Annotated in this window: 25 protein-coding genes; 12 read left to right on the forward strand and 13 right to left on the reverse strand. The window is 71.1% G+C overall.

Features of this window, described 5'->3' with window-relative positions; genetic code table 11:
* Positions 1-607: 607 nt before the first annotated feature.
* Positions 608-1,849, reverse strand: a complete 1,242-nt coding sequence (locus BMW85_RS33790; protein ID WP_245775218.1) for a helix-turn-helix domain-containing protein — start codon at positions 1,847-1,849, stop codon at positions 608-610.
* Positions 1,850-1,977: 128 nt separating this feature from the next.
* Between BMW85_RS33790 and BMW85_RS33795 the strand changes: the two genes are divergently transcribed.
* From BMW85_RS33795 to BMW85_RS33815, 5 genes are all read left to right on the forward strand, one after another.
* A complete protein-coding gene (locus BMW85_RS33795) occupies positions 1,978-2,925 on the forward strand; it encodes an NADP-dependent oxidoreductase (protein ID WP_091089730.1) in 948 nt (315 codons plus the stop codon).
* 9 nt (positions 2,926-2,934) lie between these two features.
* Positions 2,935-3,411, forward strand: a complete 477-nt coding sequence (locus BMW85_RS33800) for an ester cyclase (RefSeq protein WP_091089732.1) — start codon at positions 2,935-2,937, stop codon at positions 3,409-3,411.
* Complete coding sequence (locus BMW85_RS33805; protein ID WP_091089735.1) at positions 3,408-4,100, forward strand: alpha/beta fold hydrolase; 693 nt, start codon at positions 3,408-3,410, stop codon at positions 4,098-4,100. Before BMW85_RS33800 ends, BMW85_RS33805 begins: the two co-directional genes overlap by 4 nt.
* Before the next feature lies 1 nt (position 4,101).
* Complete coding sequence (locus tag BMW85_RS33810) at positions 4,102-5,046, forward strand: LLM class flavin-dependent oxidoreductase (RefSeq protein WP_091089738.1); 945 nt, start codon at positions 4,102-4,104, stop codon at positions 5,044-5,046.
* A gap of 62 nt (positions 5,047-5,108) precedes the next feature.
* Entirely contained in the window at positions 5,109-5,741 is a 633-nt protein-coding gene (locus BMW85_RS33815) for a TetR/AcrR family transcriptional regulator (RefSeq protein WP_218156052.1), read from the forward strand.
* A 110-nt stretch (positions 5,742-5,851) separates the two neighbouring features.
* On the opposite strand, the gene BMW85_RS33820 is transcribed toward BMW85_RS33815, so the two are convergent.
* Together BMW85_RS33820 and BMW85_RS33825 are read right to left on the reverse strand one after the other, a co-directional pair.
* Positions 5,852-6,805, reverse strand: a complete 954-nt coding sequence (locus tag BMW85_RS33820; protein ID WP_143082496.1) for a hypothetical protein — start codon at positions 6,803-6,805, stop codon at positions 5,852-5,854.
* A gap of 18 nt (positions 6,806-6,823) precedes the next feature.
* Positions 6,824-7,405: a TetR/AcrR family transcriptional regulator gene (locus BMW85_RS33825; RefSeq protein WP_091089745.1), complete on the reverse strand. Its 582-nt coding sequence runs from the start codon at positions 7,403-7,405 to the stop codon at positions 6,824-6,826.
* A gap of 61 nt (positions 7,406-7,466) precedes the next feature.
* Between BMW85_RS33825 and BMW85_RS33830 the strand changes: the two genes are divergently transcribed.
* Positions 7,467-8,378: a hypothetical protein gene (locus BMW85_RS33830; RefSeq protein WP_143082497.1), complete on the forward strand. Its 912-nt coding sequence runs from the start codon at positions 7,467-7,469 to the stop codon at positions 8,376-8,378.
* A 6-nt stretch (positions 8,379-8,384) separates the two neighbouring features.
* On the opposite strand, the gene BMW85_RS33835 is transcribed toward BMW85_RS33830, so the two are convergent.
* The 3 genes from BMW85_RS33835 to BMW85_RS33845 form a co-directional block, all read right to left on the reverse strand.
* Positions 8,385-9,446, reverse strand: coding sequence for a DUF2776 family protein (locus tag BMW85_RS33835; RefSeq protein ID WP_342743471.1), 1,062 nt, complete (start codon positions 9,444-9,446; stop codon positions 8,385-8,387).
* Positions 9,447-9,492: 46 nt separating this feature from the next.
* Positions 9,493-11,169, reverse strand: a complete 1,677-nt coding sequence (locus BMW85_RS33840) for a hypothetical protein (RefSeq protein ID WP_091089752.1) — start codon at positions 11,167-11,169, stop codon at positions 9,493-9,495.
* A gap of 119 nt (positions 11,170-11,288) precedes the next feature.
* A complete protein-coding gene (locus tag BMW85_RS33845; protein ID WP_143082498.1) occupies positions 11,289-13,304 on the reverse strand; it encodes an ATP-binding protein in 2,016 nt (671 codons plus the stop codon).
* A 104-nt stretch (positions 13,305-13,408) separates the two neighbouring features.
* Here BMW85_RS33845 and BMW85_RS49920 point away from each other — a divergent pair, with 104 nt between their 5' ends.
* Positions 13,409-13,564: a hypothetical protein gene (locus BMW85_RS49920; protein ID WP_177241020.1), complete on the forward strand. Its 156-nt coding sequence runs from the start codon at positions 13,409-13,411 to the stop codon at positions 13,562-13,564.
* A gap of 54 nt (positions 13,565-13,618) precedes the next feature.
* The gene (locus BMW85_RS49925; protein ID WP_177241021.1) at positions 13,619-15,145 is read left to right on the forward strand and encodes a serine/threonine-protein kinase; all 1,527 of its coding nucleotides are present in this window, start codon (positions 13,619-13,621) and stop codon (positions 15,143-15,145) included.
* Positions 15,146-15,154: 9 nt separating this feature from the next.
* On the opposite strand, the gene BMW85_RS33855 is transcribed toward BMW85_RS49925, so the two are convergent.
* Positions 15,155-15,727: a signal protein gene (locus BMW85_RS33855; protein ID WP_245775219.1), complete on the reverse strand. Its 573-nt coding sequence runs from the start codon at positions 15,725-15,727 to the stop codon at positions 15,155-15,157.
* A gap of 41 nt (positions 15,728-15,768) precedes the next feature.
* Here BMW85_RS33855 and BMW85_RS33860 point away from each other — a divergent pair, with 41 nt between their 5' ends.
* The 3 genes from BMW85_RS33860 (at position 15,769) to BMW85_RS33870 (ending at position 17,858) form a co-directional block, all read left to right on the forward strand.
* Positions 15,769-16,188, forward strand: a complete 420-nt coding sequence (locus BMW85_RS33860) for a VOC family protein (RefSeq protein ID WP_091089756.1) — start codon at positions 15,769-15,771, stop codon at positions 16,186-16,188.
* Positions 16,189-16,251: 63 nt separating this feature from the next.
* Entirely contained in the window at positions 16,252-16,974 is a 723-nt protein-coding gene (locus BMW85_RS33865; protein ID WP_177241022.1) for an MBL fold metallo-hydrolase, read from the forward strand.
* Between the two features lie 74 nt (positions 16,975-17,048).
* Positions 17,049-17,858 carry a hypothetical protein gene (locus BMW85_RS33870; protein WP_091089761.1) on the forward strand — a complete coding sequence of 270 codons (810 nt, stop codon included), beginning with the start codon at positions 17,049-17,051 and terminating at the stop codon, positions 17,856-17,858.
* Between the two features lie 18 nt (positions 17,859-17,876).
* Here the strand turns inward: BMW85_RS33870 and BMW85_RS33875 are convergent, their stop codons facing one another.
* The 4 genes from BMW85_RS33875 to BMW85_RS33890 all read right to left on the reverse strand — a co-directional run bounded on the left by BMW85_RS33875 (position 17,877) and on the right by BMW85_RS33890 (position 21,431).
* Positions 17,877-18,614 (reverse strand): DUF4097 family beta strand repeat-containing protein, encoded by a 738-nt coding sequence (locus BMW85_RS33875; protein WP_091089763.1) that lies wholly within the window; start codon positions 18,612-18,614, stop codon positions 17,877-17,879.
* Positions 18,615-18,696: 82 nt separating this feature from the next.
* A complete protein-coding gene (locus BMW85_RS33880; protein WP_245775220.1) occupies positions 18,697-19,536 on the reverse strand; it encodes an LLM class flavin-dependent oxidoreductase in 840 nt (279 codons plus the stop codon).
* Positions 19,537-19,600: 64 nt separating this feature from the next.
* On the reverse strand, positions 19,601-19,948 hold the full coding sequence (locus BMW85_RS33885) for an STAS domain-containing protein (RefSeq protein WP_091089770.1): 348 nt from the start codon (positions 19,946-19,948) through the stop codon (positions 19,601-19,603).
* A gap of 34 nt (positions 19,949-19,982) precedes the next feature.
* Positions 19,983-21,431 (reverse strand): LCP family protein, encoded by a 1,449-nt coding sequence (locus BMW85_RS33890; RefSeq protein WP_091089772.1) that lies wholly within the window; start codon positions 21,429-21,431, stop codon positions 19,983-19,985.
* Between the two features lie 83 nt (positions 21,432-21,514).
* Here BMW85_RS33890 and BMW85_RS33895 point away from each other — a divergent pair, with 83 nt between their 5' ends.
* Positions 21,515-22,537 carry a glycosyltransferase family 2 protein gene (locus BMW85_RS33895; RefSeq protein WP_091089774.1) on the forward strand — a complete coding sequence of 341 codons (1,023 nt, stop codon included), beginning with the start codon at positions 21,515-21,517 and terminating at the stop codon, positions 22,535-22,537.
* On the opposite strand, the gene BMW85_RS33900 is transcribed toward BMW85_RS33895, so the two are convergent.
* Positions 22,532-24,304, reverse strand: a complete 1,773-nt coding sequence (locus BMW85_RS33900; RefSeq protein WP_245775221.1) for a CDP-glycerol glycerophosphotransferase family protein — start codon at positions 24,302-24,304, stop codon at positions 22,532-22,534. The two genes, BMW85_RS33895 and BMW85_RS33900, sit on opposite strands and share 6 nt — an antisense overlap.
* Positions 24,305-24,397: 93 nt before the next feature.
* Positions 24,398-25,123 (reverse strand): IspD/TarI family cytidylyltransferase, encoded by a 726-nt coding sequence (locus BMW85_RS33905; RefSeq protein ID WP_218156054.1) that lies wholly within the window; start codon positions 25,121-25,123, stop codon positions 24,398-24,400.
* Between the last annotated feature and the right edge of the window lie 7 nt (positions 25,124-25,130).

Here is a 25,130-nt window from a genome sequence, read left to right on the forward strand (position 1 = left end):
GTTCGCGACCGAGAGTCCGCTCACCGCGCCTGACCACTGAGGATCTGCGCCCACAACTCACGCGCGGCCGGAGCGGACGTCCATGCACTCTCCAGGGCGCCCTCAGAATCCCCACCGGGATGACACCGGACGAACCACAACCCGCCGGCCGCGCACAACTCGAGCACAGGGTACGTACACGCGCACGTGTGGTCGCGGACCCGCAGCCGGTCAGCTCGACGCCGGCTCGGTCTCCACTTCACGCGCACAGCGCCAGCCTGGGGCGGCACCACGTGCGGACCGTGATAGTCGGCATGCGGAGGCCGACGGTCGCTCACGACCCCACCACCATCCGCGTCCGGTCCCGGAGCAGCGACACGAAGACCTCCGCGTCGTCCGCGCTCACGGTCTGCCGCAGCCCCTTGTCGATATCGGCATCCCTGAGGTGGACGCCACGCCGGGTCGCTTAGAACACGCCCGCGTCGCTGCGGAACAGCGACCAGGCGGGGAACGTCGCGCAGAGAATGTCGAGGTTGTAGTGCTCGTTCGGGACCTGTTCGAGTGACATGCCGCGACCGTAAAGGCCGTAGCGTGAGCGAATGGATACGCTACGTATCCCCTCGCGCCGTCAGGTCATCAGGCCGATATGGTCCGCGAGCTCGCGCGCCTGCGGCCGCAGATTCGCCGGACCCGTCTCGCACAGGTCGAGGGTCATCCGGCGCGCGTAACCGTTGTAGCGGATGGTCTCCGGTGCGGCTTGGTGCGCGAGCTGCAGCGTACCGAGGACCGCCGCGTGGTCTCGCTGGAGCAGGTGGGCGCGGGCCACCTCGATCAGGTGCCGGCCGCGCCGCGGACGGGAGGGGATGGGCACCGCCTCGGCATGATCGCTCTGCCGCGCAGACTCCCCGCCTTGATGAAGCTCGACCGCGATGGTGACGGCGTGCGGACGCATGATCACTCGCGAGAACGACGTCCAGGGCTGGTAGTAATCGTCGGGGAGCCGGTCCGCGACCCGCGCCGCCTCATCCCAATGCCGCCACGCCTCGCCGATGTCACCCGTACGTGCCGCCGTGAACGCCAGCTCGAACGACAGCGCCCCCCACATGGCGAGCAGGTCAGTGGCCGGGGCGTCATCCAGGTGCGGCTCGATAGCCGTCATTCCCTGGCTGTTGATCTCGTACGCGGCGTCGAAGTCGGCCGCGTCCCGATGCGCCTGTACGAGGAACCACACCGCACACGCCAACGCCAGCGGATCCTCCGACTCCTGTGCGGCGATCAACGCCCGATCGGCCACCCGCCACAGCAGGTCGGGCGCGGGCTGGTAGGCGAGGAACATCTGCGTCAGGCCGTACGTCTCCGCGAGCAGCGCCTGCGCGGTCCGCCGATGCTCTCCGCGGTACATCCAGGCGGCCAGTTGCACGTCGCGGATCAGGTCGGGCAGCATCTTGCCGAGGGCGGTGCGGTGATCGGGAGAGGCGTGCCTGGTCCGCCACCCCGCATCGAGTCGCGCCCGGAGGCTGGTGAGTGGTTGCACGGTGCCGCCCGGCTGGATCGGCACGGCGTTGAGGGCCTCTCGGACGGGGCTCAGCGCTGGATGACCGGAACCGGTGAACATCCGGACAGGTATGGACTGGTCGCCGGTGAGCTCGCTCAGGTCGCGTACGCGCAGTGCCTCGGCGAGTTGCAGCAGGATCGGCAGCCGGGGATTCTGCTGACGGCGGCCGTGCTCGACGGCCTTCAGCCAGCTCTCGGACTTGCCGACCAGGCCGGCGAGGACTTCACGGGTCATGCCACGACGTTCACGCAGGTGTTGGATGCGCTGGCCGATCGTGCGTGCCGGTGCGCTGGAACCGCTGGTGCCGTCGTCCACAGCCTGCCTCCCGGAAGGTGACCTCCTCAGGCTACGACGCACCCCCTTCTCCTGCCAGCGAACACAGCACGCGGGCACCTCTTCGCGCACATTTACAAACATGGTGTACGTATGTAACCTGCGTTGGCATGAGAGCGATGCAGCAGTCGGCGTGGGGAGAGGCCGAGACCATGGCGTTGGTCGAGGTGGAGGAGCCTGCGCCGGTGTTCGGCGAGGTGCTGGTCAGGGTCATGACGGCCGGGGTCAATCCGGTGGACGTCTTCACGCGCCGGGGGCAGGCGTACAACCGGGTGCTCGACCTGCCGTTCATCAACGGCTGGGACGTCGCGGGAACGGTGGTGAGGATCGGCTACGGCACGACCAGGTTCCGTCCCGGCGATCGGGTGTTCGGGATGCCGTGGTTCCCCCGGGCCGCGGGCTGTTATGCCGAGTACGTCACCGCCCCCGCCCGCCACTTCGCCCGCATGCCGGAGAGCCTGAGCTTCACCGAGGCGGCGGCGCTGCCGCTCGCCGGGCTGACGGCGTGGCAGATGCTCACCGAGGTCGCCGCCGTAGCCCCCGGACAGCGGGTCCTCGTGGTGGGCGCGGCCGGGGGCGTGGGGCACCTGGCGGTCCAGATCGCCAAAGCCCGCGGCACCCACGTGACCGGTACGGCGAGCGCCGCCAAACACGCCTTCGTCCGCGGCCTGGGGGCGGACGACGTGATCGACCACACCACGACGGAGGTGTCCGCCGTCGCGCGGGACATGGACGTCGTCATCCAGATGTTCGGCGGCGAGGCCGGGCTCAGAGCGCTGGAGTGCCTGCGGCCGGGCGGCGTCCTCGTCAGCGGGCAGGCGGCCTGGACCCCCGGCCTGTACGAGCGCGCCGGCGAGCTCGGCGTGCGCGCCGCGGCCTACCTCGTCGATCCCGACGGCGCCGGGCTCGACGCACTGGCCGGCCTCGTGGCCGAGGGGCGGCTGAAGGTGCACGTCGACGGGGTGTTCCCGCTGGCGGAGGCGGCCGAGGCGCACGATCTCCTCGGCTCGGGGCGTACCAGGGGCAAGGTCGTGCTCGCCGTCGGCGAGACGGACTGAGGAGGAGCAGTGTCGAAACAGCACCCCACACCGGCCGACGTGGTCCGGGCTTACGCGCGGGCCAAGAGCCGCGCCGATGTCCGGGAGGCCCTGCGGTACTGCAGCCCGGACACCGTCTTCGAGACGATCGCGTTCCAGGCCGTCGCCACCGGCATCGACGAGGTCGCCCGGCAGACCGCCGCGTTCCTGCGCACCTTTCCCGACTACGGCGTGGAGCTCGAATATCTCGTCGCGACGGGTGACCTGGTCGTCGGCGCCGGGACGATCCGAGCCACCATGGTGGAGAGTCTGGTGGGGATCGAGCCCACGGGCAGGGCCTTCGCGCTGCCGTTCGCCTGCCACTGGAGAGTGCGCGACGGGCTGGTCGCCCACGAGCGGTTCTTCTTCGACTTCCACCAGATGTGCGAGCAGCTCGGGCTGTCCACCGCCGAGGCGGCGGCGCGGTTCGCCGCCTGGCGGGAGCGGGCGGCGGCGGTGGCGCGGTGACGGCGTACGTGCTGGTTCACGGGGCCTGGCACGGCGGCTGGTGCTGGCGGCAGGTGTCCGCGCGGCTGCGGGAGGCCGGCCATGAGGTCCACACTCCGACGCTGACCGGTCTCGGCGAGCGGGCCCACCTGGCCGGCCCCGGGATCGGCCTGCGGACGCACGTGGACGACCTGCTGGGCCTGCTGAGATACGAGGACCTGCGGGACGTCGTGCTCGTCGGGCACAGCTACGCTGGCCTGGTCGTGCGCGAGGCCGCCGACCGCATGCCCGAACGGGTCTCCGAGATCGTCATGGTCGACGCCTGGGCGGGCCGGGACGGGGAGTCGCTGGACGATCTGGCTCCCGCGTTCTTTCTCGACTGGATCGAGTCGGTCACCGCGAACGGCCTGATCCCGCCCGCTCCGGCAGCCGCCGTCGGCGTGACGGAACCGGATCAGGTGGCATGGCTGGAGCCCCTGCTGACGGCCCATCCCCGGCGGACATTCTCCGAGCCGACCCGGCTGTCCGGGGCCGTCGACACGATCGCGTGCCGGGCGGTGCTCTGCACGCCCGGCGGTCCCATGCCGTTCCCGCGGCTGGCCGGCGAGCACGGCTGGGCGGTCACCGTCCTGGACGCCGGGCATGACGCCATGGTCACCGCGCCGCGGGCGCTGGCGGGCGTCCTGCTGCGGCAGCCGGACGGGGCCTGAGATGGCCGAGGTGAAGATCGGCTACCTGCTGCCGACCCGTGACCAGGCCGTACGCGGCGATGACGATCCGGCGCTGATGATCGCCCTGGCCCGGCACGCCGAGACACTCGGGTTCGACTCCGTGTGGGCCGGTGACAGCCCGCTGACCCGGCCGCGTGTCGATCCGCTGCTCCTGCTGTCCGCCGTGGCCGTCGCGGCCCGGCGGCTCACGCTCGGCACCGCGGTGCTGCTGCCCGCGCTCCGTCACCCGATTCTGCTGGCGCACCAGCTCGCCAGCCTGGATCGGATCGCCGGGGGGCGCCTGATCGTAGGCATGGGCGGCGGCTTCCCCAACGCGGGCACCGAGGCGCAGTTCGACACGATCGGCGTACCGTTCAGGAGCCGTGTCAGCCGGCTTGAGGAGTCGATCGAGGCGATGCGGCGGCTGTGGAGCGGCGAAGGCGGGTCGTTCACGGGACGGCACTTCGACTTCCGCGACGTCACCCTGGCGCCGATGCCGGCGCGTCCGGCCGGCCCGCCGATCTGGCTGGCGGGCAGCGGCGAACCGGCGCTGCGGCGGGTGGCGCGCCTGGCCGACGGCTGGCTGCCCTATCCTCCCGCGGTCACGGACTACGCCCGCGAGCGGGCCGCCATCGGGCGGATGGCGGCCCGCCCGGTCACCAGCGCCCTGTACGCGACCGTGTCCCTGGACGACGACCCGGCGAAGGCGCGCGTCCTCCTGCGGAGGAGTGTCGAGCGTTACTACAACGCCCCGCTGGAGGCGGTGGCGAAGATCCAGGCCATGTTCGCCGGCCGGCCCTCGGACGCCGCCGAATGGCTGAACGCCTACATCCGGGCGGGAGCCCGGCACGTCATCATCCGGTCGGCCGCCGACGACCATCACGCGGCGCTGGAGAAGGTCGCGGGCCAGGTCCTGCCGCTGCTCCACCTGCACGGGCACCCGTGAGGGCCCTGGAGGCACGTATGTTCTTCTAACCTCGGGTGCAGAGAGCAGGAGGAGATACGCGGGTGGCAGAGAACACGCATGTGCGACGGAGCCAGCACGAGCGCACCAAGGCGACCACGAGCGCCTTGGTCGCGGCGGCCCGCGAGCTGTTCGTCCGCGACGGTTTCTCCGCCACCGCGGTGGACGAGATCTGTGCCAGGGCCGGCGTGACCCGCGGCGCGTTCTACCATCACTTCAGCAACAAGGAGCACATCTTCCGCGAGGTCTACGCCGCGGACCAGAAGGCGCTCGCGATGATCGTCCGGGAGGCGTTCCAGGCCCAGCGGGATCCGTGGGACGGGGTGTCGGCGGGCTGCCGGCGCCTGCTGGAGGCGTCCCTCGAACCCGCCGTACGCCAGATCACGCTGGTCGAGGCGCCGGGCGCGCTCGGCTGGTCCGCCATGCGAGACATCCAGGCCGGATGCAAGGAGCAGATGCGGCGCGGGCTGGCCATCGCGATCGAGGCCGGGTGCATCCTTGACCGGCCGCTGGACCCCGCCACCTCACTGTTGTACGGGGGGATCTGCGAGATCGCCCTGGACATCGCCCGCGCCCCGGACCAGCGCGCCGCGCTGGAGGACTCGCTGGCGGAGCTCGACCGGGTGCTCGCCGGCGTCGCCCACCGTCCGGCTCCGGGCTGCATGCACACAAGGTAGGGGGCTCGTGCCGTTGCGCGGCCCGACCCTCTGAGCGTCACCTGTCGTGGCGGGCCAGTGCAGCGTGCGCGCCTGGCGCGCTTGCGTCGGTGCTTATCGTGGGCCTTGCCTCATGAGGTGGTCAGGGTCTGGAGGTCGCCCCGGACCAGCATCTGGTTGGCGAACATCGCGTTCGTGGTGTCGTTCAGCGTCAGGACGGCCCGCAGCACCGTGTGATCGTCCGAGGTGACCCGGTCGTGCGCGATCTGCGCGGCATGCTTCCCGTACGTCCCTGCCGGGGTGAGGCGGGTCGTCAGGGCGCGTTCGACGTCGGCGGCGGCGGGTGCCGCCGGCAGGACGCAGATGACGTTGACGGGGCGGTCGTTCAGGTCGGCCGGGCGGCGCAGCCCCACCCCGTACAGGGTGACGGTTTTACTCGGCGAAGTCATGATCGTGGCGGCGGCGACGTCGCCGAGACACGTGGCCATGGCCGCGTACGCCGGCTTGTCGGCCAGCGTGGCGTCCCCGCCCAGGACGGACGTGAGCGGGTCGGGGGCCGAGGCGGTGGCGACCAGTGAGTCGGTGACCACGACCTGGTTGAGCTGGTTGGTCACGCCGGGGACGAGCGCCCGGGACAGGTCGATCTCGTCGCCGGGGGAGAACGAGAGGCCGTCGTGGCCGCCCATCTCGCGAGGCTTGGCGCCGAGGGCGGCCAGCTTCTCGCGTACGGCGTCCGCGTCGACGTCACCGTCGAACCGGAACGCCTGCTGCGGTGGCACGCCGATGGAGATCGCCCGCGTACCGGCCGTGGGGGTCATGCCCGTGGCCTCGGGCAGGGCCGCTGCGGCTGTGGCGAGGCTGCCCAGGCCGGAGACGGATGCGGGTAACCAGCGGCGGGCCTGCTCGGCGCCTGCCTTAACGCCTAGGTCGCGCCACCAAGCCGGTTCGCCGTACTCGAAGTACGCGGCGGCGGGTCCCTCTCCTGAGACGGCGGCCATCGCGTCCTTCAGGCCGCCTTCGCCGGCGTTCTGCCCGCATCCGGTCAGGACCAGCAGTGCTGTCAGTGCCACGCCAACTTTCCGCATGGGCGCGAGCGTAGTTGGTTAGTCGTTCAGGTGGGCGAGGGCGGTGCTGGTCACGCGTACGGCGTCGTCGATCCAGGCCGGGATGGGCTCGCCGATGATCGGCCGGACGATGCCGTAAGGGGAGTCGCGGCAGGCGAGCGCGATCACTTCCATGCCGTGCGGTGTGATCCGGCCGTAGCGGCGTTCGGTCAGGTGTCGCAGGTGGGCCACGACGGGGGCATTGAGGTCGCGGAGGTCGTCCTGGAGCTGGGGCGGGCCGGTGGCGACCAGGTCGGCGTAGCGGAAGACGGTCATCATGCGGGCGTCGCGCGGGTGGCGGCGGCAGAAGGCCGGGATCCAGAGCGCCGTGCGCACGATGGCCTCGATGGGTTCGTCGGTGTCGGCGGCCGTGGTCAGGCCGGCCTGGAACGCCTTGACGGAGCGGATCCACGCCGTCCCGAAGAGCACGTCCCTCGACGGGAAGCGGTGGTAGATCGAGCCTGAGGGCGCTCCGAGCAGCGCGGTGACGTGGCCGACGGTGGCCGAGCGCCAGTGCTCGTACGCCGCGTCCCGCGCCGCGTCGAGGATCTGCTCGTGGGTGAACGAAGGACTCCTGGCCATCGGCGTGAGTGTATCCGCTACGGTTGTTCTAGAGAACGTTCTCTAATTGGGGGAGTGGATCATGAACAGAAGCGTCTTAAGGACCACCGTGCTCGTCGTCGCGGTCGCTTCCTGCCTGCCGTACCTGATCTTCAAGGTGGCCTGGCTGGCGGGCTCCACGATCGGGATCACCGACGCCGGAGGCCAGGCGTTGATGAACGATCCGCGCCACGTGGTCGGCAACTACATCACCGTCGCCATGGACCTGGCCGCCATCGCCCTCGCGGTGGTGCTGGGGCGGCCGATCGGTCATCGCCTGCCGGCCTGGCTGCTGCTGGTGCCCGCCTGGGTCGCCACCGGGCTGCTGGCGCCGATCGTGCTCGGCCTCCCGGCGGGGCTGCTGGTCCAGGGGGTCACCGGTACGGCGGCGCCCGCCGGCAGCGGGGACGGGCTGGCCGGGTGGGTGTTCGCCGTCATCTACGGCGGTTTCGGGGTGATGGGCTGTTGCCTGGCCGTTCTCGTCCTGCTGCACGCCATGGAGCGCTGGCCCCGGACCTTCGCCACCGGGCCTCGGCCCCCGGCCGGCCGGGGGATCGCGGGGAGCTGCGCGGTCCCCTTGCTCGGCTACGCCCTGGCCCTGATCGTCTGGGCGGTCACGGGTCCCGAGGGCGGGGGACCGGCCGGGTTCGAGAGTCCGGCGCAGCGGACGGTGCTGGCCGTCACCGGTCTCCTCGTCGCGGTCGGGTACGTCACGCCGTGGGCGCGGGGCTTCGTGGGCCGCCACCCGGGTTGGGCGGTCGTGATGACCTGGACCGGGTGCGGGGTGGCGACGCTGTCCGGGCCGACCTTCATCGCGCTCAGCCACGACGGCGTCGTGCGCGTCCCCGTGCTGGTCGCGGCGGTGGCGTCGGCGGTGGCGGGGCTACTGTACTCGGTCGTCCTCCTGCGGTCCGCGGCGTCGTACGGCCGGGCTCCCGCTCCCGCGCTCTCGTGACGCGGCTCAGCTCGACGTCCCCGCCTCAAGGATGGAGACGATGGAGAAGAGGGTGAAGCAGACCGCGCCGAGGCCGACGAGGACCCGCGCGGGGATGAAGAAGGACGGGTCCGTGACCGCGGCCTCGAAGAGGAAGGCCCCGAAGAACAGGCAGGTCAGCGCCGTGACCACGGGGATCATGGGGATGCGGTTGGCCAGGGGGAAGGACTGCCTCCAGACCAGGGCCAGGAGCAGGGCCTTGGACAGGATGCTGTAGCAGACCAGGCCCAGGCCGATGAGGATGCAGCCGGGCGCGATGCGGTAGGGGTGGTCGGAGCTCGCCAGGACGTAGGCGCCGAGCAGGATGTCGATGGTGCCCATCACGATGACGAGCCAGCCCCAGCGGTAGCGTTCGGGCTCGCCGAAGCTGTTGCGCACTTGGCGGACGATGCTGGCGACCAGGGCGATCAGGCTGGCGCAGATGGCGGCCAGGCCGAAGAGGACGTGACCGGCGGTGTAGTAGGCGCCGCCTTCCGCGCTCGTGCCGCCGCCCTTGGCCATGAGGACGAAGGCGTAGACGAAGCCGGCGAGGGCGCAGAGGGCCGGGACCGCGATGAGGGCCTTGCCCGTGACCGGCGAGTACGCCTCGTCGGGCGGCTCGTCCTCCGGCGTGCGGGCGGCGTTGACCGGGATGAGGGTGAAGCGGGTCGAGGAGGCGGCCACGGTGCTGACACAGTTGCTGATCAGGCCGATGCCGACGATCACGTGGCCGGCCACGACGTACTGGGGTTCGGCGCCCCGGGTGAGGATGACGATCCCGTAGACGACGGCGATGAGAGCGGCTGCGTAGCCGGTCAGGGGCAGGATGAACTGCCAGGCCCGGCCGTAGCGGGAGATCAACTGACGGATGATCGTGGCCGCGGTGGTGAACAGCGCGTAGCAGATCGCGGCCAGGGCGATCGTCACGTGCCCGGCCACGAAGTGGTCGGCGTCCGGGGCGCCGGCCACGACGTACCACCCGAAGGCCATGCAGATGACACCCATCACCAGTGGGATGGCGCGGAAGACGGGTACCCCGAATACCGGAATGTTCGGGAGGCCGGCGAACGGTGTCGATCGATAAGATCACTGCCGTTCACGGCTTCAGGGTGAGCCTCTTCTTCGACGTACCCGGAAACACGACGACCAGGTGCTGCTCCTCGCCTGCGGCGTCGGTCCGTACGTAGACGCGGAGCCGGTAGCGGCCCTTGCCCTTGATCGCCAGATTCGGCATCGGGGCGCCCGCGCCCACCTCGCCCCCGTCCATCTCCGGCACGGTGAGCCGGCCGGTGCGGCTGACGATCGGCACCTCCTCGACCTCCTGCCACCCGGCCGTCCGCCGGGGCGGCGCGGTGCGGAACGCCTTCACGGTGAGGCACAGGTCGGAGACGTCCGCGATGTGCCCGACGAGCGCGGAGCTGCCATCGACGGTGACGAGGTCGTCGCCGCCGCCGTACAGCTCGTCCGCCTCCTCCTCGGCCGCTTCGTCCCCAGGGTCGTGGACCAGATAGCCGGGATCGCCGTCCACGAACAGGAAGTAATTGGCCGTGGCCTGGACGACGCCCTTCGTCCGGGGCCATGGGTCGCGGCACTTCGCGTTCTCCTCGGCGATGTAGGCGTCGTTCGCCGCCTGCGTCTCCTCGGTCGAGCGCAGCAGTTCGGGATGGGTCGCGCCGATGATCTCGGGGCAGACGTAGACAAGGTCCCACGGGTCCACGCCCCAGGACGGCCGCGCGCTCCCGGCGCGCGTCAGGATCGCCTCCTGCTCGTCGCGGTCCTTCGCCCGGCACAGCTCCCGCCCGTACGCGAGGATCGCCTGGTCCGACATGCTGTCCGGGAACATGGGCGGGCCTCCTCCGTCGATGCCTCGCGCCACGCACAGGAACGTGGCGTCGCGTTTCGCGGGTTTCAGGTCGCCGAAGCTGGGCCGGTCATAGCAGTCCATCGACCAGCCGGTGTAGGTGAGGTGCGCGGCCTGCTCCGGGTGGATCATCGCGATGATCGGGAGGACGGCCACGGTCGCCACCGCGACGCGGATCACCCTCAGTCTGCCGGGCGGAAGATCCGGTACGGAGTTCTCGGTGGGCAACTCGCGGGCGGTCGCCGCCATCCACACGGTGGTGACGAGCCCCATCGCGTCCAGCATGATCGGCAACACCAGAACGCCGCCCGGGAACGGTCCGGCGAGCAGGTTGAGCGGGATCACCAGCGCGTAGACACCCATGGACGCCCACCCCGCGATCAGCGTGCCGCGGCTCCATCGGCCGTCGCGCCACTGCCCGACGACCGTGAGGACGGTCGCCGCCGCACTGCCCAGCATCAAGCCCAGCCCGACGACCTCGCCCAGGTGGACCTGAGGGAGGTCGAGGTCGTCGAGCAGCTGGTCGGCCACCCCGGCCAGCTCGACCGCGAACAGCGCTGCGGCTGCCGCGCGCAAAAGGCGGGACCGCCAGCGGATGACGAGCAGGTAGAGGACGTCGATCGCGGTCCACAGCGCGAGCTGGGATGCCGTGTCGACCGCGTCGGGGAGCAGCCCGATCGGGTACCACAGCACGAGGGCGTACGCCACCGCCAGATACAGCAGCCGGCGCAGCGCTCTCGCCCGGCGGTCCAGCGGTCCCGGCAGGGGAGCGCGCAGGATCAACCACAGGAACGCGGCCTTCACCAGGGCGGCCACGAGCAGCATCAGGGTCGTCGAGGTGTCGAGTCCGGCGCGCTCGCCGTACGGGGGCGCCCATTGGACGGCCGTCCAAAGCAAGTCGTCGCCGAACACCAGGCCCGCGACGGTCGCCGCAAGAACCAGACCTACTAAGCCAATCCTGATAATTCGCCATAAATGATCTGAAGGCACGGCACGCGAGCTTAGCGCGGTACCGGGCTACAAGCGGCCTGTCATCCTTTGGGGGTGAACAGCCAAAGCTGATGGCTTTCGTCCCAATCCAGCACGCGGTCCAGCAGCCTGCGCATCTCCGGAATGCCGTCCACGGCGTCCTGCTCGACCTTGAGCACGTAGACGCCGAGCCCTTCGTCGAACCGTACGGTCGCATAGTGGTGGTCCTCGCAGACCAATTCGCGGACCATACGCCGGCCGCTCAATGTCCTCTTGAGGAGCTGAACGACGGCGAGCAGCTCTCTTTCCGCGTTGAGCCGGCATTGGATGTGCCCGCATCGCGCCGCGAAAGGGCGGACGGCCCAACGCCGTTCCATGTCCTTCTTCCAGGCCGCCCGAAGACTCGCCCGCGCCTCCTCGCTGTCGGCCGGAATCCACACCTGATGCTCGTCGTTCCAGGTGCCACCGGGCACCAGACCCTCGGGAAACTCTCCAGTCGGGACCAGCACCAAGCAGCCGAGCTCCTCGTGGAACCTGACGGTCGCGAAACGCACTCCGTCCGCCTCGAGGTGCAATTGGCTGTCGTTCGCGAAGTCCTGTTCCAGGCAGTAGTGCAGGAACCGGTGAATCGCCTCGCCGGCCTCTTCCCGCAACCCGTCCTTGTCCGTACGCTCGCGGGCGAAGAGAATGACCAGGTCGTGCAGGCGCCATCGTTCGGGCGGAATGCCGTGCTCCCATCTGTGCTGCTCCAGCAGATGGGCTCGGCGCAATTCCAGAAGGTGCGGCCGGATCTCCGGTGGAGTGGTACGGCACAGCACCGCCGCGCCCTCGGTCGTCAGATATGGCTTCACCGGGGTGCCGGTGAGACGCCAGAGTTCGAGAATGTCCTCGTCGACCGTGTAACGCGGATTCCAGGACAGCAGCACCAGCAGGCGCCGCAGCTTCTCCGGCAGCTGTCGGTACGACAACCGAAAAGCCGCCCGAACTCCACGCTGCCTCTTGTCCGGGTATTTCAGCTTGTCCAGCCGTCCATGCTCGTCGGCAAGGTCGTCGGCCAATGCGGCGAGCGATCCGAACCTGTCCCCTTTCAGCAGGGCGGCGGCGATCCGCAGGGCCAGTGGCAGCCGTCCGCACAGCCGCATCAGGCGGCGGGCCTGCTCGGCGTTCTCCTCGATGCGCAGGTCACTCTCGTCGGCAAGGCGCAACGCGGTTGCGAGGAGCGCGATCGACTCATCGACCGTCAGTACGCCGAGCTCGTACGTGTAGGCGCCGGCCAGGGACGGCAGTGAGTGCCGGGATGCGGCCAGGACCCGATGGCCACCGAGCCCGGGCAGCAGTGACTCAAGCGCGGCGGCGGAGGCCACGTTGTCGACCACGATCAGGAGCGCGTCGGAGCGCTCGGCCAAGGTGGAACGGAAGGTCGCGGCCCGCGCGGCCTCGCCGGCGGGCAGGTCGCGCACGCCCAAGGGCCACAGCAGGCCCTCCAGCGCGGATCCAGGTGCCGCGGCGTAACCGTCGAGGTCGGCGAACAACGCGCCGCCGGGAAAACGGCCACTGCGCAGTGCCTCGTGGGCCACCCGCAGCGCCAACGCGGTCTTGCCGACCCCGGGCATGCCCGTCAGCACCACTGTCCGCCGCTCGTCCAGTGCCGCCAGCACCTTCCCGACAGCACGCTCACGGCCCACGAACCCCTCAGGCTCGGCAGGCAGACTGATCACCGGCGGGTTCGACGGGGCGGGCTCCTTGGGCGATCTGTGCCGGGCGGCCTCTTCCCAAAGCTCATGCCAGGAGGCTCGCCGGGCGTTCCACCAAGGTTGCTCCTTTTCGCCCTCGGTCATCTCCAGCAGCACCTTCACGAGCTCCCACAGCGGCGGGAAATCCTTCGGCACCCGATTTTTGGCGAACCACTGCGAGACCGTGGTTCCTTTCAGCCGCTGGTCTTCGGAGAGCCGTTTGTTCGCCTCCCTGATGGCCTCCACACGGTCCAGCCCGGGGACTTTCGCCTTCGCCCGCTCCTCCAGCAGCCTCAGCTGACGCCCCAGCGCCGTCATATGCCCGGTCCAATCCAACGCGTCCAATTCCGCAACCCTCGGACAGCGCCGTGAGCTGGGAATTCAGATCCCCGATCCAACCCCTCCAACAAGTCTTCACCCGGCACGAAGCCCACGCTGAACTGACGCCCATGAAACCCGAGACGCTGATGCTGCTGCCGATGTGCGTGACCTTCGCGGCCGTGCTGATGGTCGCCATCGCCATTCGCGGATGCACCCCCGGCGAGCGCGCCCGCGTGCTGCGCGCGGTCGCGGAAGTCATTCGCGCCTTCTGGGGAAAGCGATGAGCGCATCGCCTCATCATGCGGCAATGGCCGGAGAGGCGACAATAAGATCGCTGGATGAGCGACTCCGGCGGCTTCGGCCCCCTGACGATGGACGAGCGCGAGTCGATCGGCCCCTACCGGATCGTGGGCAGGATGGGCGCGGGCGGCATGGGGGTCGTCTACGCGGGGATCGGGGCCGACGGCGCCCGGGTCGCGGTCAAGGTCATCCACCCGGGGCTGGCGGCGGATCCGCAGTTCCTGGCGCGGTTCGTGCGTGAGGTGGAGCTGCTGTCGCGGGTGCGGGGGCGCTGCGTCGTCTCGGTGCTGGACGCCGACACCGGCGCGATGCCGCCCTGGCTGGCCACCGAGTTCGTTCCTGGGCCGACGCTCAGCACGTACGTCCAGCAGAACGCGCCGCTGCCGCCCGACAGGCTGCTCTCGTTCGGCGTGGACATCGCCGAGGCGCTCACCGACATCCACCGGGTCGGCATCGTGCACCGCGACCTCAAGCCCGGGAACGTCATCCTCGCGGACTCCGGCGCGAAGGTCCTGGACTTCGGCATCGCGCGGGCCCTCGACGAGAGCGGGCTCACGGGCACGGGCGCGCTGATCGGCACGCCCGGCTGGATCAGCCCGGAGCAGTACCGGGGCGACCAGGCGGACGCCGCCGCCGACGTGTTCGCGTGGGGCGCGCTGATGACGTACGCGGCCACGGGGCGCCCGCCCTTCGGCACCGGGGCTCCCGATGTCCTCGCTTATCGGGTCATGGGCGTCGATCCCGATCTGTCCGGGGTGCCGAAGGAGATCCGCCGGCTCGTACGGAGCGCGCTCGCCAAGGACCGTACGGCCCGGCCGCCCGCGCAGGAGGTGCTCGCCCGGATCGCCGCGATCACGTCGGGCACGGGCCCGACGCCGGTCACCCTGCCCTTGACGCGTACGAGGGTCCTGCCGCCTCCGGCGGTGCCAGGCAAACGGCTGACGGTGCCGGGATGGGCGGCCGCGGCGGTGGCCGTCGCCGTCGTGGCGGTCGTGGCCGGGGGAGCGGCGCTGGCGGCGAGCTCCGGACGAGGACTGCTGGAGGCGCTGCTGAGCCCGGGCGAAAGCCCGACCGCGACGGCGACGTACGAGGAGACCGAGACCCCGGGCGGTGACACGAGCGACGAGCCCACGGACGACGCCACCACGGACAAGCCCACGGAGGAGGAGACGACCCCCGAGGAGACCGAGACCCCCGAGGAGACCGAGACCCCGGAGAAGACGTCCGCCCCGCGCAACCAGCCGACCGCCGGCGCGCGCCGCTCCACCGCCCCCGTCCCGTGCGCGTCCGAGAGCTCGATCCTCCGCCAGGTCGCCGCGCTGAACGGCGGCAGCCTGCCGCCGGACGCCGCCGTCGCGGCCCGGCTGTGCGTGGGGAAGTGGGTGGCGGCCAGGATCGACTCCCCGAGCGTCGGCGGCATCGACCTGATCGCCACGCGCGACGCCACCCGCTTCCTGGACGGCGACATCGGCAGCAACCTCTGCTCGCGCGACTACGGCTCGAAGCTGCTGGCGGCCGCGCCCGCCCGCGTCAAGTCGTTCCTCTGCCCCAACGGCATCGACTGATCAAGGGGGTCAGGCCTGCGGGACGGACTCGACGACGAGCCGGTAGTCGACGCCCGTCCGGAAGGTGCCCGACGAGCCGCGGATGGTCAGCGTGTGGGGTCCGGCGGGCAGCGGCGCGAGGCGTACCCAGAGGCCGCAGGCGTGGACGGTCCCTACGCCGGCCACGGTGACGTCGGCCTCGTCCAGGCGCTCCGGCTCGACCGGCCTGCCGTCGAGGACGGCCTTCCCCTCGGCCGCGGCCATGAACGTGGCGCAGCCCGCGGCATCGCCCTGCAAATTGACCAGCGGGAACACGAGCGGCCTGCCCGCCGGGATCCGGCAGGTCCGCTGGACGGTGCCGCCGTGGGTGCCGGCCAGGAACCAGAGGTCCTCCGGCTGGTCGTGGTCGCAGAACTCGCCGGTGGTGTCGCGTACGGGGCTGACGCTGTCGTCCGCGGAGTGCGCCCACGTCCACCAGCACCCCTGGACGCTCGCCCCCGGCGGGACCACACCGGGGGACCGGCTCTCCAGGGTCAGGCCGCAGGCGGGGGCGAGGGCGGCGAGAGCCACCACCAGACAGGTCACGGCCGATCGGCTGATCATCCGAGGATGATAAGGCCGGGCGGGGTCGTTAGGGTCGCGGCATGGAGGACGCGAACGAGCCCGTCACCGGGTCCCTGCACCACGTCGAGATCTGGGTGCCCGACCTCGGCCGCGCGGTCCGCAGCTGGGGGTGGCTGCTGACGGAGCTGGGATACGAGGTGTTCCAGGAGTGGCCGGACGGGCGGAGCTGGCGGCTGGGGACGACCTACCTGGTGCTGGAGCGGTCGCCGGCGCTCACCGCCGGCAGCCACGACCGGCTGCGTCCCGGCCTGAACCACCTCGCCTTCCACGCGGGCGGCCGGGCCGAGGTGGACGCCCTGGCCGAGCGGGCCGCCGCCCACGGCTGGACGCTGCTCTTCCCCGAGCGGCACCCGTACGCCGGCGGCGAGCGGCACTACGCGGCCTATCTGGCGGACGAGGACGGCTATGAGGTGGAGCTGATCGCGTACGGAAAAGGCTGAAGCCGGCCTCTCTCCCGTATATCCGGTGTGAGCTTCTTCGGAACGGAAACGACGGGGTGCGTATTGACCAGGGTCACATTTCTGGGGACCGGCAATTTCAAGGGCATCGAGCGCTATTGGAACGGGTTCGTGCTCGACGACCACATCCTGGTCGAGCCGTCGCCCACCGCGCTGCCCCACCTGCGCCGATGCGGGATCGACGCCGCCGGCCTCGACGTGGTGGCCATCTCGCACTTCCACGCCGACCACACGTTCGGTTGGCCCTTCCTGCTGCTCGAACTGCTGCACCGGCACGTCGCCACGCCGCTCCACGTGGTGGGGCCGCCCAGGGTCGAGCAGTTCCTTCGGACGATGATGGACGTCGCCGGCGTTCCGGGCATCCATGAGGAGGCGCACGAGAAGCTCGACATCCGCTACGTCGAGGTGGACTGCTCGTGGCAGGTGGCCGGCCCGCTCAGGTTCCGGGCCGTGGAGGTGGACCACGTGGCGCATCTCGACTGCTACGGGTACGTCTTCGAGCGGGACGGCGCGACCGTCGGCTACTCGGGGGACACCCGGCCGGGCCCCGGCCTCGACGCGATCGCGGCGGCCAGCGACACGCTCATCCTGGAGTGCAACGGCCCGCACCATCCGGCCGCCGGGCACATGGAGGTCGCGCACGTGGAGGCCCTGCGCGAGCGCTTCCCCGGCCTGCCGTTCGTGCTGACGCACCTGGGGACCGAGGTGGAGGCCGGGCACATCGAGCGCTGCCTGGTGCCGGACGATTTCCAGACGGTGGAGATCTAGTACGGCCGATCGCTGTTAGGGTCGTGCCCATTCTCTTGATCAACTAGAGCATTCCGTCATGCAGGGGGAGGGTCATGCGGACCACGAGCAAGATCGCCGTCGTCGTTTCCGTGCTCGTCGCCTCGGGCGCCGCTCCGGCGGCGGCGAGCGCGCGGACGGCGCCCGCCTACGTGGCCTATCACGACGTGAGCGCCGCCGAGAACGTCAAGCAGGTACGCCGGCTCAAGGACCAGGGCTACCGCCCGCTGACCGTGAACGTCTCCGACGGCGAACGGTACGCCGCCATCTGGACCAAGGGTGGGTCGTCGTCGTGGAGCGTCTGGCAGGGCCTGTCGGTCTCCGACTACCGGCAGCGCTTCGACGCCGCGCTGAAGGAGGGCGCCCAGCCGGTGTCGGTGTCGGCGACGGGCCCGGCGGGCTCGGCGGTGTTCACAGCGGTCTTCGAGAAGAAGGCCGGCAAGTTCTACGCTCGCCACCACCTCACGGGGAGCGAGTTCGCCGCGGCCGACAAGTACGCCACCGGCCAGGGACTCGCCCTGACCTCCGTGGACGCGTACGGCACGTCGGACGACGTCCGCTACGTGGCGGTCTGGGCCACGAACCCGGGCGGCGCCTGGTCCTTCACCTACGGCCAGAGCCGCTCACTCCACGAGGCCGAGTTCCACGCCAGGAAGGACAAGGGCTTCCGTCCGGTCAGGGTCGCCGTCGCGCCCGACGGCACGTACGCGGCGGTGTGGCGCAAGGACGGGCTCAAGTCGTGGGCGCACTACATCGACATGAGCGCGGCGGGCTACCAGGCCCGGTTCGACCAGCTCAAGGGCAAGGGGCTGCACCCGGTCCAGGTGAACGCCGAGGGCGGCAGGTACGCCGCCGTATGGGAGTGACAGTCGCCGAACTGACGCTCACCGCACGCGGACCCGGACGTTCCCGGTGCCGCTGCGGGCGACGATGGCGGCGGACGCCTTCGGGTCGTTCCTGACCTCGGAGGCGGCCGAGCCGTCCCTGCTGCGGGCGGTCACCGCGTACGAGCCCTTCGGCACCGTCGCCGTCACCCGGCCGTCGGCGGACTCCAGGTCCAGGTCGGCCGGGGCGGTGACGAAGGTGAGGTCGATCGCGCCGTCCACGGTGCGGGCGCGTACCGCCGCCGAGGTCAGGCCGGTGCCGGTGATCGGGCCGTCGCTGCGCAGGCGCAGGCGGCCCGAGGCGGTGTCCACCTGGATGTGCTCGCGCGAGACCGCGTCCACGTCCTGCTTGAGCTCCTTGAGTATCACGCCGTCCGGGGCCTCGACCGTGACGTGGACGGTGGGCGGCACCTTGACGTGGTAGCGGGCGCCGCAGTCGCCGACGATCATGGTGCAGTCCGCGCCGAGCCGCAGCACGCCGTCGCGCAGGGACCAGGTGGCGTTGCCCTCGCGGGCCGCCTTGCCGCGTGCCCAGCGTTCGATCTGGACGGAGCCGGCCGTGCCGGGCAGGACGCGGACGCCGCCCAGCGAGGAGACGATCTTCAGCTCGGCGCCGGTCACGGGGAACGCGCGGGTGGCGCGTACTTCTTCGGCGTCGAGGCCGCCGCATCCGGCCGTGGTGAGAGCCGTCAGGGCCGCGACGGCGGTGGAGGCTGCGATCGCAGCGAGTCGCGTCATGGGCTCGATCTTCGCGGCGGGCGCCCGCCGCCCTCATCGGCCATCTGACCGACCACCATCGGCCAGATGGCCACGAACCCGGCTAAAGGGCGGCCAGGAGCGCCCGGACGTGCCGCAGCGGGTCGGCGAGGTCCAGCGGGCGTACGACGACGGTGTCCGCCCCGGTCGCCGCCAGCCACTTGATGCGCTCGGCGGCCTCCTCGGCCGTCCCGGTCGCCATCACCACGTCCTCGGGCGCCACCCCCAGGAACGCCGCCTGCTCCTCGATCAGCCCGCGATCGACGGTGTAGCCGTCGCCGACGCCGAGGAAGGTGAACATCACGACCTCGTGCCCGTCCCCGGCCCCGATGGTCTCCCGCATGGCGGTGAGCTGCGCGGGCCCGACCCCTTCCGGCAGGATGGTGCCGTCCGCCACCCGCCCGGACAGCGCCAGCGACCTCGGCCCCTTCACCCCGGCCAGCAGCGGCGGGACGGTGGCGGGCGGGTGCACGAGCGAGACCCCGTCCAGCCGGACCGCCCGGCCCTCCAGCGTCACCGTCTCGCCCCGCAGCAGCGAGCGTACGGACGTGATCGTCTCCTCCAGCAGCGCCAGCGGCGACGCGGGGGCCGCCCCCGCCCGCCGCATCCATTCCCGTACGCCGTGCCCGATCCCGGCGGCGAGCCGCCCCGGGTGCATGCGGGCGAGGTTGCCCAGCTCCATGGCCAGCAGCGCCGGGTTGCGCAGGGGAGCGGGGGTGATGCCGATGCCGACGCGCAGGCGGGAGGTGACCGCGAGGGCGGTGGCGGCCGAGGTGAGGCCGCCGGCCCAGCCGAGGTCCTCGACCACCCACAGGTCGTCGGCGGAGCTGTCGTCCAGCTCCCTGGCGAACGGCACGAGCCGCTCGGGCGGCAGGCCCCTGTCGAACATCACGCCAAGTCTCACGGCTTCCTCCAGCAGTTGCGGAACACCCGGCCGACACCGAGTATCCAGCACGGGAGGAAGCGGGTCAGGCCGCCGTTCCGAGCGCCGTACGGGCCGCGTTCATCGAGTCCGTGGTCTCGAAGTGCCGGTCGAGGTTCGTGATCGTCAGCAGGTGCTTGATCATGCCGGGGGCCAGCACCAGGATGAGGCGTCCGCGCATGTGCTGGATCTGGTTGAGCGTGGCGACCAGGACGCCCAGGCCGACCGAGTCGCAGAACGGCACCTCGCTGAGATCGAGCACGAGGTTCGGGGGGTCGGCCTCGGCGATGGCCTGCTCCAGCTCGGCCTGCAGCCGGGGAGCGGCGGCCACGTCGAGGTCGCCGACGACGTGCAGGACGGTGCAGGGGTCCTCCCGCCAGTATCTGACCACCATGACCAGGACCTGCCCGACGAGCGAAAAGATATGCCTATTGCTTACATATGTTCTGCATTGCCGTTTTGGTGGTTGGTGTAACAGCGGGTTTCGGAGTGGCGTCGGACGAGGTCTTCTGTTTGGCGATCTTCGGCTGGTCGCTGCCGACGATCACCTCGATGCCCTTCACGTCCGCCTTCTTCAGCTCCGCGCCGGGAACGGCGGCGGCGACCACGCGGGCGGCGGCCTCCTGCCCCTCGGGATAGCGGATGAGGGTCCGCTTGTAGTCCTTCTTGTCGGTGTTGCCGGGCTCGTCGGGCACCTTGAAGCCGTACGCGACCAGCCCCGCCTTCGTCCGCGCCCCGAGCCCGGTGATGAGCGTGCCGTTCTTGACCTTGAGCGTGACGCTGCCGGGCGCGATCGCGGAGGGCTTGGCCGAGGGCGTGGCGACGACCGTGGGCGTCGGCTTGGTGACGTCCTGGTCGTTGTCGATCTTGGTGAACAGGTCCTTGGCTGCCGGTTTGTCCCACAGCACCGCCGACTCGCCCGTGGGGGCGCGGTAGTTCACGTCCGCCAGCGGCACGTCCACGAAGCGCACGTTCTGCAGCGAGACGTCGCGCATCTGCACGGCGAGGTCGACCAGGCCGTCGTCCGGGTCCACCTTGACCGTGCCCAGCGTGGAGTTGACGAACGAGGCCAGCTTGGCCGGGTTGCTCAGCGTCTCGGCGCTCAGCGCCCGGTTGAGCAGGGCCGAGATGACCTGCTGCTGGCGGTCGATGCGGTCGAGGTCGGAGCGGGCCGTGGCACGGGTGCGGGCGTAGAGGAGGGCCTGCACGCCGTCGAGCTGGTGGGTGCCGGCGGCCAGGTTGAGCGCGATCTTCTGGTCGTCGATCGGCACGGGCGTGCAGACGGTGACGCCGCCGAGCGAGTCGACCACGTCGATGAAGCCGAGGATGTTGACCTCGATGTAGCGGTTGATCCGCAGCCCGGTGACCGCCTCGACGGTCTGTTTGGCCAGCTTCGGCCCGCCGAACTGGTAAGCCGAGTTGATCTTGTGCTCGCCCTGGCCGGGGATCGTCGTCCAGGTGTCGCGCGGCAGGCTCACCACCGTGACCTGGCGGTGGTCCTCCGACAGGTGGATCACCATCATCGTGTCGGTGCGCTGGCCCACCTCACGGCCCAGCTTGAGGCGGTTCTGCTGCTGCCGGGTGAGGTCGTCGCGTTTGTCCACGCCGACGAGCAGGATGTTCTCGGCGCCGCCGCGCGCCACCGACTCGCCGACGCCCGCGTCCACCGTGCCGATCTGCCGCGGGGTCGCCCACACCACGCCGGTCGTGACCAGCACGCAGGTGGACAGGAACCCGGCGACCAGCACGTTGCGCCGCCGCGCCTTGGCGCTGCGTCTGAACGGCCTGCGCGCGCGGCTGGGCGTGAGCCTGACGCCCCCGTAGGCGTCGCCGCCCACGAGCACTCCGGCGTCCTCCTCCTCGCCCGGGTCGTGCATGCCCCGTCCCCTCCCAGCTCACCCCGGGGATCGGGCTTTCGATTGCCCGACTCCCTCGCCGGTACAGTAGCGTGAGCCCCGCCATGAAGCAGTTCCCCGACTCGCCGCACGCGCCCGCGGAGACGCGCGCCTGGCCCCCCATCTCCGTCATCATGCCGGTCCTCAACGAGGAGCGGCACCTTCGTGAGGCCGTCGACATGGTCCTCGCGCAGCACTACCCCGGTGACATCGAGGTCGTGCTCGCGGTGGGCCCGTCCCAGGACCGCACCCAGGAGGTCGCCGACGCCATCGCGGCGTCCGACCGCCGGGTCACCGTGGTGCCCAACCCCACCGGCCGCACCCCCAACGCGCTCAACGCCGCGATCGCCGCCTCCCGCAGCGGCATCGTCGCCAGGGTCGACGGGCACGCCATGCTGCCCCCCGACTACCTGCGCATCGCGGTCGAGACCCTGGCCGAGACCGGCGCCGACAACGTCGGCGGCGTCATGGCCGCGGAGGGGATCAGCCCGTTCGAGCAGGCCGTGGCCTGCGCGATGACCTCCAAGATCGGGGTGGGCGCCGCGGCCTTCCACGTTGGAGGCACCGCGGGCCCCGCCGACACCGTCTACCTCGGCGTCTTCCGCCGCTCGGCACTCGACCGGGTGGGCGGCTACGACGAGCACTTCCAGCGCGCCCAGGACTGGGAGATGAACCACCGCATCCGCCAGAGCGGCGGCCTGGTGTGGTTCCAGCCGCGCATGCGGGTCTCCTACCGGCCGCGGCCCAACGTCAAGGCCCTCGCCAAGCAGTACTTCCACTACGGCCGCTGGCGGCGGGTGGTCGCGCGCACCCACGAGGGCACGATCAACCTGCGCTACCTCGCCCCGCCCGCCGCGGTGCTGGCGATGATCCTCGGGCTGGTCGTCTCGCCGTTCTTCCCGCTGGGGCTCGTCATCCCCGGCGGCTACGCCCTCGCGATCGTCGCCGGCTCGGCCGTGACCGGCAGCCATCTGCCGATGGCCGCCCGGGTGCGGCTCCCGCTGGTGTACGCCGCCATGCACTGCTCCTGGGGCTGGGGCTTCCTCACCAGCCCGCGCAGGCTGGCGAGGCCACCAGGATCGTCATGACCCCGTGAGGACCCGCTCCACCGCCGCGTTGAAGCGGGTCAGCGCATCCGGATACTCCGGCCCGAGCAGATAGCTCCTGAGCTTCACCCGGGCCCGGGCCAGGGTGTCCTCCCCGTCCAGGAACTCCGCGAGGCCGGCCAGGTCCTCGCCCAGCAGCACGCCCGCCTCGGTGCTCGGATAGCGCTCGTGGAAGGCGTGCTCGGGCAGCCCCGCGACGTTCGTCACCGCGTACGGCTTCTCGCTGGCCAGGAAGTCGGCGACCACGCTGGAGATGTCGCTGATCAGCAGGTCGCACTGGTTGAAGCAGGCGTACAGGTGCGGCTCGGGGCCTGTGACGACCAGGTGCCTGACGTACGTGGCGGGCCCCTCGGCCCGCGAGGGATGCCGGGCCTTCGACTTGGCCAGCTCGGCCTTCTCGATCATGGCGGCGATCCTCCGGTGCGCCCGCAGGGCCGCCTTGTCGCGGTGCCCGGTCAGCGGGTGCGGCTTGTAGATCACCCGCAGCGGCGGATCGTGCTCCAGCAGCGCCCGCACGATGCGCGGGCCCATCGTCATCAGCGAGGTGTGGAACAGGTCGTCGTTCCAGCCCTCCCAGGTGGGCGCGTAGAGCACGGTCCGGTACGGCAGGCCGGGCCCCTCCGTCGAGATGCCCTGCAACTGGGGCCTGCCGACCTCGTGGACGCACTCGTCGCGTACGCCGACCTTGGCCTTCCTGTAGCGGTCGCGGCCGGCGGGCCCGGCCACCCACACCTCGTCGTAGACCCGCGAGAACGGGTTGAACGAGGCTTCCTTGTCGCTGTCGCCGTGGTTGAGGAAGGCGCTGCGGAGCGTCGGGATGCGCAGCATGTGGACGTTGCGGCCGACGTTCGAGACGTACAGGCAGAGCTTGGCGCTGGACAGGGCGCGGAAGCTCATCAGGTCGGCCGACGACGGGATGCAGACCATCGGCAGCGACGACGGCTCCAGGTGCCTGGCCATGCCGCGCTCGCGCAGCACCACGATGGCCCGCCGGTCGATGCGCTCCAGCACGGGCAGCCACATGCGGGCCTGGTAGGCGGCGGCGGTCGCGCCGGAGAAGTACAGGATGACCTCGGGGCGGTAGGCGGCCACCTGGGCCCCGACGACCTCCAGCACGCGGACCCGGTCGGTGAGGGGGCGGGTGCGGCGCACGTACGGGAGGAGCGCGAGCGCGCCGGCCGCGCCCAGGGCGATCGCCATGGCGGCCCCGCAGCAGGCCGCGACCGCGCCCCAGACGGCCCCGAGCACCGGCAGCGCGTCCAGGTAGAGGAAGCGCAGGCCGCGCGGGTCGCCCAGCCAGCCCGGCGGCAGCTTGGGGATGCGCAGCGCCGACACGTCGAGGTTGCGGGTGGTGACCGGCATCCGGCTGAGCGTCTGCCTGAGCCGCAGCGCCAGCGTCGTGTGCAGGGCCCGCATCCCGTGGACGCCGAACATCGAGACCGCCAGCGCCACGAACCACGCCGACTCCGGCCCGGCCGCCCACACGCCGGACCACGCCGAGTCCGGGCCGGCCGCCCGCGCCACCAGCAGCAGCGCCGCCGTCTCGCGGGCCGCGAAGCGCATCGTGACGCCGAGGTGCACCTGGGCGAGCAGCTCCAGCGGGCGGCGGGCCAGGCGTGGCGCGGCGTACTCGGCGGCGTAGGACACGAGGGCCGCCGCCCCGAACACCAGCGGAGCCGGCCAGAGCGCCGCCGCCAGCAGGACGGGGTAGGAGGCCAGCAGCGCCGCGATCACGATGAGTCCCCTCATGTGATCGCACGGTAACAAGCTCAGGGTCAAGCGCCGTCCACGTACCCGTCTGTCGCGTGCCCTGATAGCGGCGATTGCGCCCTTATGCCGTTGCTACGCCTCTGCGGCCAGTTTGAACAGCAACTCGGCGATCCGCAGGTCGGCCGGATGGGTGACCTTGATGTTGCGCTCGCTCCCCGCCACCAGGTGGATCGGCACCTCCGGCAGGTAGCGCAGCACCACGCCGCAGTCGTCGGTCGCCGGGCGGCTTGCGAACTCCGGGTCGGCGAACGCCCGCTCGTACGCCTCCCTGATCACCGACAGCTTGAAGCACTGCGGCGTCTGGCTGCGCCGCAGCACCGCGCGGTCCAGCATCTCGCCGACGACCTCGCCGTCCGCCGCCGGCGCGGCCACGAAGACCGTGTCGGAGCTCGGGATCGCCACGTTGACGGCCTGGTGGGTGCGGAGGGCCCGGACGCACTCGGAGATGATCCGGGGCTCCAGGAGCGGCCGTACGGCGTCGTGCAGCAGCACGTCGCACTCCTCGGTGCCGAGCGCCCGCAACGCCCGCCACGTGCTCTCAGAACGGCTCGCGCCGCCCTCCACGATCTGGGTGACCTTGCGGTAGCCGCCGCGCTCCACGATCTCCGCCACCCGGTCGGTGTAGCCGGGCGTCATCAGCACCACGATCTCGTCGATCTCCAGCGCGCACTCGAAGACCGCGAGCGAGTGCTCGAGAATCGTCCTGCCCGCCACCTCGACGAGCTGCTTGGGCAGGGCCAGGCCCACCCGCTGCCCGACGCCGCCCGCCAGGAGCACGCCAACCGACCGCGAATCCATACCGCGA

Origin of the sequence: Nonomuraea wenchangensis (assembly GCF_900111685.1) — a bacterium.
Taxonomy (GTDB): domain Bacteria; phylum Actinomycetota; class Actinomycetes; order Streptosporangiales; family Streptosporangiaceae; genus Nonomuraea; species Nonomuraea wenchangensis.